This window comes from Streptomyces sp. NPDC107471 (assembly GCF_055582845.1).
Genome location: NZ_JBVJPC010000026.1, coordinates 1 through 13961, shown reverse-complemented (window position 1 = coordinate 13961; position 13961 = coordinate 1). Strand labels below are relative to the sequence as shown.

4 protein-coding genes are annotated in these 13961 nt (G+C 67.1%); 2 read left to right on the top strand and 2 right to left on the bottom strand.

Going from position 1 to position 13961, the window contains the following annotated elements:
* A partial coding sequence (locus ACZ66S_RS40530) for a P-loop NTPase family protein (protein ID WP_469906602.1) occupies nucleotides 1–843 on the bottom strand: 843 nt, incomplete at its 3' end.
* A 141-nt stretch (nucleotides 844–984) separates the two neighbouring features.
* Between ACZ66S_RS40530 and ACZ66S_RS40525 the strand changes: the two genes are divergently transcribed.
* Both ACZ66S_RS40525 and ACZ66S_RS40520 read left to right on the top strand, forming a co-directional pair.
* Nucleotides 985–2124, top strand: coding sequence for an ISAs1 family transposase (locus ACZ66S_RS40525; protein WP_469906601.1), 1140 nt, complete (start codon nucleotides 985–987; stop codon nucleotides 2122–2124).
* Between the two features lie 277 nt (nucleotides 2125–2401).
* The gene (locus tag ACZ66S_RS40520; protein WP_469906600.1) at nucleotides 2402–12925 is read left to right on the top strand and encodes a LamG-like jellyroll fold domain-containing protein; all 10524 of its coding nucleotides are present in this window, start codon (nucleotides 2402–2404) and stop codon (nucleotides 12923–12925) included.
* A 593-nt stretch (nucleotides 12926–13518) separates the two neighbouring features.
* Here ACZ66S_RS40520 and ACZ66S_RS40515 read toward each other — a convergent pair.
* The coding region (locus tag ACZ66S_RS40515; protein WP_469906599.1) for a transposase family protein at nucleotides 13519–13961 on the bottom strand (443 nt) is incomplete at its 5' end.

Genomic DNA, 13961 nt, shown 5'->3' with positions numbered 1-13961 from the left:
ACGAGTGCGACCGCGTCGGCGCCAACCGGGCCGACTTCTCACAGAAGCACCGCCGCCACGGCGTGAACGTGCAGCGGGGGAGAACAGGGCCAGGTGACGGGCTTCGTGGATGGCCGTGGCGAGCTTGGCGCCCAGCAGCAGGACCGCGCAGTAGTCCTCGCCGTCGCGCACGCCGCGGCCCATGCCCTGCTCGAACCGCTGGATTTCCCTGGCGAGGCGGACGGTGCTGTCGGCCAGCGCGACGGCCTCGTGCCGCTCCACCCCGTCCAGGGGGCGGGGAACGCCGTCGAGGATCAGCAGTCGGCAGGCACCGGTCGGGGGGTTGACGCCGTCGTACTTGTTGACCAGGACCACCAGGCCTACGTGTCCGGCCTGGAGTTCCTTCACGCCCGTCTCAAGGTCGCCGACCCGCCAGATGTGGTGAGCGTAGGGCGCCCAGTTCGCGGCGGCCCGGTCGCTGGGCACCAGTACGACCACGTTGACCGGCTCGGTCTCGGCGATACCGTCGCCGTCCTGGTCGCCGTCGGCGAACTGGCGGGCCAGTACGCCGACGGCCTCGTCGTCCAGGTCGGGGTTTAGGGCTACCGGGGCCAGGATCATCCGTTCCCCGAGGTCGGCGGCGCTGCCGGGCGTGACGGGCTTGGTCACCAGCGCCGGGTCGGCACCGAAGTCGGTGACCAGGGCGCTGTCGTCGGCGAGTGTCGCGGTCAGGTAGACGCGGCGACGGGCGCGCACGAACGACGGGATGCGGTCGATGGGCGGGCACGAGGGCCTGATCTCGATCGCCGCCGACGTCGCCGTCGCGGTGCACAGGTGCAGCACCTCCGCGAGCAGCGGCCACACGAACTTGAAGGCAGGCTCCTCCCGGTGCGGACGCAGGATCTTCAGTACCTCGTCGCGCTTGTCGGCCCATGCCCAGAACGGGATCGGCGCCAGCGCTGTGGGGTCCTTGTCGTCCAGCTCCGCCCAGGCGTTCGCTGACTGGTGGCGCAGGTCCTGCTACCCGACCCGCGGTCGCGCCGCGGGCGGTGGTATCCCCTGATCGGCCTGCTGCTGGTCTGCGCCTGCGCAGTCGTCTCCGGCGCCCGGACCATCACCGAGATCACCGAGTGGGGCCAGCGCGCCACCACCACAGTGCTGGAACAACTCGGCATCTGCCGCCACCTGCCCGGACGCCGTCGCACCCCGTCCCATGCCACCCTCACCCGGATCCTGGCCGCCATCGACGGCGATGTGCTGGACGCCGTGATCGGCGCCTACCTGACCGAACGCGACCACACCGGCGTCGCCACCACCGGCCCGGCGCCGCGGCCGGCGATCGTGGTGGACGGCAAGGCGCTGTCCGGGTCCGCGCACCAACAGCAGCGCCACCGGCACCTGCTGTCCGCCGTCACCCACGCCCCCACCGTCACCCTGGCCCAGCGGGAGGTGGGGGCCAAGACCAACGAGACGGCCGCCTTTCGCCCACTGCTGGAACCACTCGACCTGGCCGGCACCGTGGTCACCTTCGACGCCCTGCACAGCGTCAAGGACCAGGTGCGCTGGCTGGTGCAGGAGAAGAAAGCCCACTACATCGCGGTGATCAAGGGCAATCAGCCGACCGCCACGGCTCAGCTCAAGGCCCTGCCGTGGGAGGAGGTGCCCGTGGCGCACACCGTCTCCGCAACCGGGCACGGGTGGCGGGAGTCCCGCTCGGTCAAGACCATGGCCATCGCGGCGAACCTGGGCGGGATCGCCTTCCCGGAAACCCGGCTGGCCCTGCGCATCCACCGGCGCCGCCAGGAGAGCGGCAAGCGGCAGACCCGGGAGACGGTCTACGCCGTCACCAGCCTCGACACCCACCAGGCCAGCCCCTCTGACCCGGTCGGATACGTGCGCGGGCACTGGGGAATCGAAAACTCCAGCCACCACGTCAGAGATGTGGTGTTCGCCGAGGACGCCTCCACCGTCCACACCGGCAGCGCACCGCGGGTGATGGCCGCTCTGCGGAACCTGCCCATCGGCAGGCTGCGACTGCTCGGAGCCGACAACATCGCCAAGACCACCCGGGCCATCCGGGACGCACCCCAACACGCCCTCCGGATCTGGGGCATCACCGACAGCCCACTCCTACCGGGAACTTGAAGCCGCCCTGTGTGCCTTCGTCTCGGGCAAGAAGGTTAATACCGCTTATGTGGTCGAGGCGATGAAACCTCTCGTGGTGGTGTGGCGTGCCCGGAATGGCCTTCTTGGCAACAAATGGCCAGTGATCATCGTCACTTCATATCCAATGAATCATGTGCGCCTCTTGTGGACCGTTGTAAAGATGATCTAAAAATCTCTCCATTCTTGGTTCATAGGTGTGGGGGGTTTCGTGCATCCGGCACGTTCGCTTGTCGCTGCTGTTGCGTTCGTGCTGGCTGTGCTCACGGGCACTGAACAGGCTGCCCTGGCCGTCGATCAGTGGAGCAGTGGACCAACTAAGAACGCTCCGGATCAGCGGTGGGGTTCGGCAGCAGGACGCCGTCACACCGTTTCGGCCGATGCAACGGACGCCTCCGCCAAGGGCGGACACGTCAGGGCGCTGCCGGAGCGCGGCGAGGTTCCCGCGGAGCAGGACGCCGGAATCACTCGGCTGCCCAGCGCAGGGACGACACCAAAGCCCGGCGCCGCCCAAGAGGTCAAGGTTCCCGACACAGTCGCGCCCGAGGGCTTTGACGCCAAACGCAGCAGGGAGGTCAAGGGCAAGCGCGCTGAGCGTGAGCGGACCTACGTCAACCCGGACGGCACCTACACCACACGCTTCTACACCGAGCCGGTCAACTACCGTGCCAAGGACGGGAGCTGGAAGTCCATCGACACCTCGCTCGTCCCGGCGAAGGCCCCTGGCCCGAGCACGATGAGCGCCGGTGAGGACGGCTTCGAGACGGAGTCCACCGAGGCTCAGATCGAGTTCGGTGGAACGGCCGACGCCGATCCCGTCGTGCGGATGACTGTCGATGAGGGGGTCTCCGTCGGATACGGCGTCCATGAGGCCAGTACCGCCCTGGGGCAGACCGATGGCAGCACCCTGGCGTATGAGGACGTGCGCCCTCACGCCGATGTGGAGTTCGTGGCGGGCAGCAACTCGGTCAAGGAGACGCTGATCCTCAAGAACGCTAATGCGCCCACCGAGTGGCGGTTTCCGCTGGAATTGCAGGGACTGACCGCGGCGATCGACGAGCACGGCAATGTCGTATTCAGCGACGCTGACGGCACGGTCCGAGCCTGGACTCCGGCGGGGTGGATGGAGGACTCGAACCTCGCTCCGGATTCCAACGAGGGTGTGGTCTCCTCTGGGGTCACCTTCAGCCTGGTCGAGGAGAGCGGCCGTCAGGTCCTGGTTGTCACGCTCGACAAGGGCTGGCTGTCCGCGCCCGAGCGTGTCTTTCCCGTGCGGGTCGACCCCTCCGTCAAGTCAGTCGAGGCGACCTCCGGCACCTACGTCGAGTACCCGTACAACAGCAACTTCGCCTCCTCTGAAGTCCTGAAGGTTGGCACGTACGACGGCGGCAGTCACAAGGCTGCTTCGTTCATGCGCTTCACCGGTCTGGAGACCACCCTCAAAAACGCCTACGTGCTGGGCGCCAACTTGGCCCTTTACAACTCCTGGTCGCAGTCGTGCACGGCGCGGCCGGTGACCGTGCATCCGATCACCTCGAACTGGGCGGAGTCGACGACGTCGAAGTGGCCCGGCCCGTCGACGGGGTCGTCGCTGGCGTCGAAAAGCTTCGCGCACGGCTGGAGGCCGGACGGAGCATCGACCTGGTCGTGCGGCGCGGCCTGGGAGAGCATCAAGCTGGGCTCGGCGGGCCGCAAGCTCGTTGATGACTGGACGCACGCCCGGAGGAAGAACTACGGCCTGGCGGTGAAGGCGTCCTCGACCGACTCCAAGGGCTGGAAGCACTTCGGCTCCGATGACTACCCGAACGGCAAGCCCAGCCTGGATGTCGTGTGGACCAAGTACGGCGCGGCCTACAAGCTCGGTGACTTCACCGCCCCGGTGACGGCCACCACCGAGGGCGTCGAGGCGCTCACCGTCACCAATCAGGGTCAGGAGACCTGGCCGGCGGGCGGCAACTACCAACTGCGCTACAACCTCTTCGACGCGGGCGGCAAGGAGATCACCGACAGCTCGAAGATCCGGTGGACGAAGATGCCGCAGGCCATCTCGCCCGGTGAGAGCGTGACCCTGGACGCAAAGATCGCCCCCCTGACACCGGCCACCTACACGGTGGTGTGGACGATGGACGACGTCGGTGTCAGCCGCTTCACCACCGCCGGTGTGCCCGGCGCCGGCGTCAAACTCTCCTCGGTGAACATCCCGCCTCAGCTGACCGCGGAGTCCCCGAGCAGCGGCCTCGCCGTGGACAGCCTCACGCCGACGCTGTGGGCCAAGGGCACCGATGCCGACCGCTATCCAAAGGCGACGCTGCAGTACTCCTTCGAGGTCTGCGAGGTCGAGGGCAACAACCTGCGCAAGAACTGCAAGACCGGCGCCCGCAGCACCGAGCAACAGTGGGCCGTTCCCTCAGGCTGGCTGTCCTGGGGCAAGAACTATGCCTGGTACGGGTATGCCTATGACGGTTCGGCCACCTCCACCCGCCCGGGTGCGGCGCTGCTGACCACGCAGGTGCCGCAGCCCGCGGTGACCGGCAACCTCGGCGGCGCCGACGAGGGTGGTGAAATCGGCACTCGCGAGGGCAACTACGTCACCGCGGCCACCGACGCGGCGATCTCGACCGTGGGCCCGGAGCTGGCGGTCACCCGTACCTACAACTCCCTGGACCCACGCCGTGACAACGCCTTCGGCAGCGGCTGGTCGACCCGCTGGGACATGCATCTGCGTGAGGAGCCGGCCACGGCGACGGTCCTGGTGACCCTCTCCGACGGCACGCAGATCCGGTTCGGCCGCAACGCCGACGGCACCTACTCCGGCCCGGCCGACGGAACGTACACGCTGACGCACTATGCCGAGAGCTGGACGCTGCGCGAGCGGTCCGGCAGCACGTACCTGTTTCTGGGCAGCGGAGGACTCATCGGGGTCAAGGACAGCGCGGGCCGCGTCCAGCAACTCACCCACGAGTCCGAGGACGGCGGCGAACTACGCAAGGTCACCGATGTGATGTCGGGCCGCTCGCTGTCCTTCATTTGGTCCGGCGGGCACGTCTCCACCGTGACCACCAGCGCGGTGGACGCCAACACTCCAGGCCTGACCTGGAAATACACTTACTCCGGCGACCGCCTCACCACAGTCTGCCCGCCGACCTCGACCACCAAATGCACCGTGTACGAGTACGCCGACGGCTCGGTCTACCGCAGCGGCGTACTCGACTCGGCCCCCATTTCCTATTGGCGGCTGGGCGAGAGCGAGGGCTCGGCTGCTGCCAGCGAAGCGGTCTCGCGCACCGGCCTGAACGACGCCGTTCACCGCGACACTGTGCTCGGTGCCGACGCGGCGATCGCTGGTAGCACTGACACGGCGGCGGGCTTCGATGGCACGGACTCGGTGGTCGAGCTGCCCACGGACACCCTCAAGACGGCGGCGTCCCCGACGATCGAGCTGTGGTTCAAGACCAGCACGCCTTCGGGTGTCCTGGTCGGTTTCCAGAACGCCGAGCTGGGCGAGAAGCCCACCTCCTGGCGGCCGGTGCTGAACATCGACGGCGCGGGCAAACTGCGCGGTGAGTTCTACACCTCCGGAGGCGCCACGCCCATCGTGTCCTCCCAGGCGGTGACCGACGGCTCCTGGCATCACGCAGTGCTCACCGCCGCGGCAAACACCCAGACCCTCTACCTGGACGGGGCGAAGGTCGGCTCCCTGAACGGCGTTGTGACCGAACAGTCCCGTGACTACGCCTACCTGGGCGCAGGTTACGGCAGCTCAGGCTGGATGGGCCTGGCCGAAGGCGAGTACCGCTTCACCGGGCAGATGGACGAAGTCGCCTTCTACGACCACACCCTGGACCCGGCGACCATCACCGAGCACTACGCGGCACGCACCGCGATCGGACAGATCACCAAGGTGACCCTGCCGTCCGGCCGCGTGCACGCCACCGCCGGATACGACCCGGTGAACGGGCGCCTGTCGCAGCACACCGATGAAAACGGCGGCACCTGGAAGGTGTCGGCTCCCGCCTACTCGGCTGCCTCGTCCTCCTACGCGGACGTTATCCAGCGCAGTGGCCCCACCGGCTACTGGCGCCTGGGCGAACGCGGCGGCGCCGAAGCCGCAAGCCCCCTCGGCGATGACTACGCGGGCAGTTATCTGGATGGTGCCCGGCTCGGCAGTGCGGGCATCTTCGCCGACGGCGACGACACCGCGGCGAGCTTCACAGGGGACGGCGCGATCGACATGCCCGTCGAATCGCTCGGCACGAAGACAGCCATGTCGCTGGAACTGTGGTTCAAGACCAGCACGTCCGGTGTGCTGGTGGCCAACCAGGCAGGGGACTTCGGTGACACCCCGACGGGTTGGCGGCCCCTGCTGCTGATCGACTCCGCCGGCAAGCTGCGCGGCCGTTTCTCCGGCGGCGCCTCGGCACTCGTCTCCGCTGCAGCGGTCACCGACAACACCTGGCACCACGTCCTGCTCACCGGCAACGAAGGCATCCAGGCCCTGTTCGTCGACGGCGACTACCAGGCCAGCACTGCCACTGGTGTGGTCGCCGACCGGTACAGCAAGGTGTTCGTCGGCGGCGGCTATTCCTCCACCGGCTGGGACGGCCAGGACGCCGGCTACCGCAACTTCACCGGTCAGATCGACGAAGTTGCCTTCTACGACAAGGCGTTGGTGAGCTTCGTCCAGAAGTCGGGCGCATGGTCCTACAGTGCAGCCGCCGCGGGCCAGACTGACGCCCCCAGCCAGCACGTCCAGGCGCGCCGCAGCCTTGTGACCGGCAGGGGCGACCAGTACGACGGCGTCGCCGTCGCCGATGCACCGGCTGCCTACTGGCGGCTCGGCGAGGCCCAGGGCACCGCGCTGGCCAGCGAGATCGGCGGCACTGGCCTCACCGCCACCTTCCGGCCTGACGCGGGCAACGCCTCAAAGCTCGACCAGAGCGGTGTGTTCGGCGCGGGCGACAACCGTGCCGTCAAGCTCACCGGCGGCGGCACCGTCCAGATCCCCGGCTCGATCCTCGCCGGTGCCACCGACATGTCCGCCGAAATGTGGTTCCGTACCGCCACCCCGTCGGCCGTGCTGCTGGGCTTCCAGGACACGCCCGTCGGAACGACCCCGACCTCCTGGCGGCCGGTGCTGAACATCGACGGAGCGGGCAAGCTCCGCGGCCAGTTCTACACCTCCGGCGGGGCCACCCCCATCGTCTCCGCCCAGACGGTGACCGACAACGAGTGGCATCACGTCGCCCTGTCCGGCTCCGGCAGCACCCAGACCCTCTACCTCGACGGCGTCAAGGTCGGTTCCCTGACTGGCACCATCGTCGACCAGTCCCGCACCTACGCCTACCTCGGCGGCGGCTACGGCAGCTCCGGCTGGATGGGACTTGCCTCCAACACCTACTACCTCAATGGGCAGTTGGACGAGGTCGCGCTCTACCGCAGCCCGCTGAGCGCCGACCAGGTCTCCGCCCACTACCGGGCACAGGCCGAGGCAGCCGACTCGGGCCTGACCTCCACCGTGACGGTCACCGACCCCGCCGAGCGCACCAGCACGACCAGCTATGACGCCCTGCGTGGTCAGCGCGTGATCGCGCGCAAGGACCCTCTGGGTGCGCTCACCTCGTACGCCTACGACACGGTCGGCAACCTGCACACGGTCACCGACCCCAACGGCCATGCCACGGTGACTGGTCATGACGCGCGCGGCAACGTCGTGTCGACCACGACCTGCCGGGACGCCGACTCGTGCTGGACGAGTTTCGCCTCCTACTACCTCAATACGAGCGACCCGCTCGACCTGCGCAACGACAAGCAGCTGACCTACCGCGACCAGCGCTCCAGCGACTTCCGGGACGACCGCTACCGCACCGCCTACACCTACAACACCCAGGGCCTGCCCAGCTCGACGGTCCGAGCGGACGACAGCACTGCCCGCACCAACTACACCGCAGGCACCGAGGCCGCAGTAGGTGGCGGCACCATCCCGGCCGGGCTGGTGTCCTCGCAGGTCACGTTCGCCGGCGCTACCACCAGCAACCGCTACTACGCCAACGGTGACCTGGCCGAGGTGACCTCACCGTCCGGGCTGGTCACCTCCTACACCTATGACGGCCTGGGCCGGCAGACCTCCGAGAAGCAGGTCTCCGACACCTTCCCCAGCGGTGTGACTACCACTTACGGCTACGACAACGCCTCACGCCTGGTCACCGAGACGGGCGCCGGGGTGAAGAACGAGGTCACCGGCACCACCCACGCCGCCAGGATCACCCGCTCCTACGACGAGGACGGCAACCTGCTGTCCGAGAAGACCGAGGACACCACCGGCGGCGACACGGCCCGCAGCACGCTCTACCACTACAACGCGCACGGTCTGAACGACAGCATCACCGACGCTGAACAGCACACCACCCTGTTCGAACACGACGCCTTCGGCCGTCTTTCTGCCATGACCGACCCGGCGGGCACTCACTTCACGCACACCTATACAGCCCGCGGCCAGCACGCCACCACCGTCCTGGACGACTGGACCGGCGACCCTTCGGGCACGGTCCGAGACCTGACCGTCGTCTCCAACGCCTACGACCCGGCCGGCCGCCTCGCGACCACGACCGACGCCATGGGCGCCACCACCGCGTACACCTACTACGACGACGATCTCGCAGCGACCACCACGGCCCGGCAGGTCACCCAGGCCGACGGCAGCCGCCACGACATCGTCCTGGAGTCCAGCACCTACGACCCGGCAGGCAACATGACCCGGCAGGTCACCGGCGGCGGCAAGACCACACAGACGTTCGCCGTGGACGCGCTCGGACGCACCACGACCAACGTTTTCGACCCGGACGGACTCAACCGCACCAGCAGCTTCACTTATGACGCCGACGACCGCGTAAAGCAGCAGACACAGACCATCACCGGCGACAAGAAGCTCACCACCACGGCGGATTACGACCCGGCAGGCAACGTCACGCAGCAGACCGTCACCGACGGCACCAGCACGCACACCACGACCAGCACCTACGACGACCGCGGCCTGCCGCTGACCACCGTCAGCCCGCGCGGCAACGCCCCCGGCTCTGATGCGGGCGCGTACACCACGACGTACCGCTACGACGCCTTGGGCCGCCTCGTGCAGGAGACTGCCCCGACGGTGCAGACGGAGGAGAACGGCGCCGCAGCCACCGCGTCGAAGCCGACCACGCTGACCGGTTACAACACCTTCGGCGAGGCCATCGACGCCAAGGACGCCCGCGGCAAGGTGACCCGCAGTGAGGTCGACCGGCTCGGCCGTACCACCGCGGTGACCCTGCCCGACTACACCCCGCCCGGTTCCACCACCCCGCTGACCGCCACCACCCGCACCACCTACACGCCGATGGGCCTGCCGCAGACAGTCACTGACCCGCTGGGCCGGGTCACCAGCTTCAGCTACGACCAGTTCGGCCAGGTCATCAACAAGACCGACCCGGCGGCCGACGCCCTCGCAGCGGCTCTGACCCCCGACACCGACCTGACCACCGAGTCCTTCACGAGCGCCGGCGCGGGTGCGGTCACGGCCTACACCTGGACGCCCACCGGCCTTCAGCTCTCCATCACCGACCCGATCGGCGCGCGCACCGAGGCCACGTACGACGAACTGGGCCGACAACTCACCGCAACCACCGTCGAGCGCTACCCCACCACGGCCAACCTCATCTCCCGCTACACCTGGGACGACGCTGACAACCAGATTGCCTCGACGACCCCGTCCGGCATCACCACCTCCGCCACCTACAACCCGGCAGGCGAGACCAGAACCGTCACCGACCCGGCCGGCACGACCACATTCGACTACGACAGCCTCGGCCGGCAGACACAGACGACGGACGCCACAAACCGCCGCACGACTCTCGCCTACGACGCACTCGACAACCTGACCGCGACGACGGATTACGGCACCGGCACCACTCCCCTGCGCACGGACTCCGCCGAATTCGATGTGGACGGCAACCAGACAGCCTCGATCTCCGCACAGACCAAAGCCCGCACGACTTACGCCTACGACGCCCTGGGCCGCATGACCACACAGATCGAGCCCGTCTCATCGACCGAGTCGATCACCACCTCATTCGGCTACGACACAGCAGGCAACCAGACCCGTCTCACCGACGGCCGCGGCAACAAGACCACCTACACCTTCAACAGCTGGGGCCTGCCCGAGTCGACGATCGAGCCCTCCACCACCGCCCACCCGAGCGCCGCCGACCGCACCTGGACCACCGTCTACGACAAGGCCGGCCAGGCCGTGACCGAACTGCTGCCGGGCGGAGTCAAGCGCGAACGCACCTACGACGGCCTGGGCCGCCTGGTAGCGGAGACCGGCACCGGTGCCGAGGCGGCCACCACGGCCCGGACCCTCGAGTACGACCTCGCAGACCGCCTCACCGCCGTCGCCACCGCGGACGGGACCACCCGCAACACCTACACCTACAACGACCGCGGGGAACTCCTCACCGCGAACGGCCCCGGCGGCGAAGCCAATTACAGCTACAACGCCGACGGCAGCATGACCTACCGCAAGACCACCGCCGGAACAACGTCCTACGGCTACGACAGTGCCGGGCGCATCGACTGGGTCCAGGACTCCATCACCGGCAACCAGATCTGGTACGACTTCGACGCCGCCGGACGCCCACGCCTGGAGCAGTACGCGGCCAAACCCGCAGGAGCCACCGCCTATACAGCGACTGCCAAGCGCGTCTACGGCTACGACGACCTGGGCCGCCTCAGCAGTGACACCGTCACCAACCCGGCCGGCACCACCACGGTCGCCTCCCTCACCTACGGCTACGACCTGGACGACAACCTGACGTCCAAGAAGACGACGGGCACCGCGGGCGCCGCCGCCAACACCTACACCTACGACCAAGCGAACCGTCTGAAGTCCTGGACCAAGGACGCCACCACGACCGTGGCCTACGAATGGGACGCCTCAGGCAACCGCACCAAGGCCGGCTCGATAACCGCGACCTTCGACGCCCGCAACCGCCAGCTCACCAACGGCACCACGACCTACACCTACACCGCCCGCGGCACCCAAGCCTCAGTCGACACCGGCGGCGGCAGCTCGGTGCGAACCCTGACCTTCGACGCCTTCGAACGCAAGACCACCGACGGCACCGCCAGCTACACCTACGACTCCCTGGACCGCGTCCAGACCCGCGGCACCACATCCTTCACCTACGACGGCGGCTCCAACAACCTCGCAGACGACGGCACCACCAGCTACAACCGCACCCCCGACGGCGCCCTCCTGTCCGCCGCCACCGGCACCACCAAGCAGTGGACGCTCACCGACCAGCACACCGACCTGGTCGCCGGCCTGACCCCGGACGCCACCGCCCTCACCGGCTCCACCGCCTACGACCCCTTCGGAACCAAGACCGCCACCACCGGCACCACCTCAGCCGTCGGCTACCAATCCGGCTGGACCGACCCCACCAGCGGCGACGTCAACATGGCCGCCCGCTGGTACCAGCCCAGCACCGGATCCTTCACCTCCCGCGACACCTGGCAACTCGACACCACCCCGTCCGCCCAGGCCAACCGCTACGGCTACGCCAACAACACCCCCCTCACCGGCACCGACCCCACCGGCCACGTCTGCGCCTGCGGCGGCGGCAGCAGCGACAGCCGCTTTCTCGTGGGTTCGGCCCGCGGGGGCAAGGGCACCGGCGGCGCTCCGAAGGGATACGTGCGCCCCAGGACCACCAAGGGACGATCCTCAACCAGCCGTCCCCGCAGCACGGGCAGCGGCACCGCCAGCAGCCGGAACATCACCAGGGCACAGGCCCGACGCAACGCCCGGGAACTGCAGCGCATCGAAAGCCGCTACAACACCCGAACCACTCGCACCGGAAACGGCACTCCCAAGGGCCGCACCACCAACCGCGGATGCAGTTACAACTGCGGCAAGAACTCAACCACCTACCGCGGCGGATACACCCGCGGCAACAGCGGAAAGGGACGCACCGGCACCACCACACCAACCAAGCCCCGCATCCCACAAAACCCTAACCGCGGCAAAAAACCCGTCCCCGCCCCCACCCGCCCTCCCGTCCCCAAACCCCGCGTCGACACCACCGCCATCAAACAGCGCGCCCTCAACCGCGCCATCGTCATCGACCGGCAGGTGTTTGAAAACATGGCAGTGGGAGGCATGGCCTCGTTGGAGCCTGATGATCTGACCACACTGGACCCGGTCCTCGTGCAAGCATCTGAGGGAGTAAACGAGAGCGACGGCTCAGTGGAAGGGCCCGACCGTGATCGGAGTAACCGATGTGACACAGGAGCAGGCTTCAATGCCCGGGGTAACATGGTGTACCTGCCGCGCAGAGAGCACGCGGGCCAGTGTGTCGCCACGGGAGCATTCGCTAGCCTGACCCAGGCCGATTACACCCCACCTCCTCGTCCGGGTCTTTCCTTCCAGCTTCCCGGTTTGCTGGATTTGCCGTCAGAAAATCGCGCGCGCGGGCATCTGATCGGGTTTGCAATGGGGGGATCGAACAAGGACACCAGGAATTTTGTTCCTATGTACCAATCCGCCAATGACCGAATGTACAAACAAGGTGAAGAGATTGTAGTCAAATCAATCAAGGCGGGCGGCAGACAGATGGTCCAGGTGACGCCGGTGTATGGTGACCCAAATTCTGTGATCCCGACTAAGATAAAATTCCTGTCGTTCGGATCGGCGGAAGTGCGTTGCGAATTCGACAATAACGCGGAAGCTACGTACAAGTGTTGGTGACAGTTTCCATTGGAGGGGTACATGTCGTCTCTGGATCAGTTGAAAGGCCTGCTAGGGGCCCCCACGGAGGGAGGCGGGAGAAGTTTTGATACCGCAGAACACACCCTCGGCATCACACTGCCAAAGGAGGTGAAAGATTTCTGTTCAATTTACGGAGACCTCCTGATCTCCGACTATATGTTCATCTTCGGTCCGAAGTTCATGGCAGAGAAAGGGGAGTGGATGAGTGGGTTCGTTCGGGAAGGTCACCCAACTATTCCCAGGCCAGTACTCCCTGATGCCGGAGGCATGCTCCATTGGGGACATTCAATCGAAGGCGACAAGTTCTTCCTCGAAGATCGTGGGAGTGGGAGGTGGACTGTGTCTGCCTTTCGGAGGAATTGGCACGACTGGTACGAGTCGGACGAGACTCTTACCGATTGGCTACTGAACGTATTCAGCGGGCGTCGCGATACTGATTGGATGCCGGAATGGCCCAAGACTCACTGGTTTGAGTAGCAGCAGCTCTAGGCCGTGTATCAAAAGCGGATCTTGTTCGTCAGATCCACACGTCCTGCGGACGTGTGGATCTGACGAATGGTCAGTGAGCCTTTTCAGCGTTGACGTTCCAGGGTGAGGATGGCTGCGGCGATGGCGGTCATGCGGTTGGGGCTGCAGCGGGCTCGGCGGAAGATGCGCCAGGACTTCAGCCTCGCGACGCTCCGTTCGACCGGTGCCCGTGCCGCTGACAGAGCCCGGTTGATCGTCTGCTGGGTCGTGGTGAGGTCCCGGTTCGGTAGCCGACTGATCGGTGTGGTCCCCCAGAGGCCGGCGCCGATGTAGGCGCGGTCGGCGAGGATCGGAACGCCCTGGCGTTCGCAGATCCGGATAATGCGGTGGGTGCGGGCCGCGGTCAGGTCATGGGTACGGCCGGGCAGCACCGGCGAAATCCACAGCAGGTTGCCGGTGGGATCGGCCACGACCTGCACGTTCACGCCGTGGCGGCGGTGCTTCTGTGAGAAGTCGGCCCGGCTGTCGCCGACGCGGTCGCACTCAG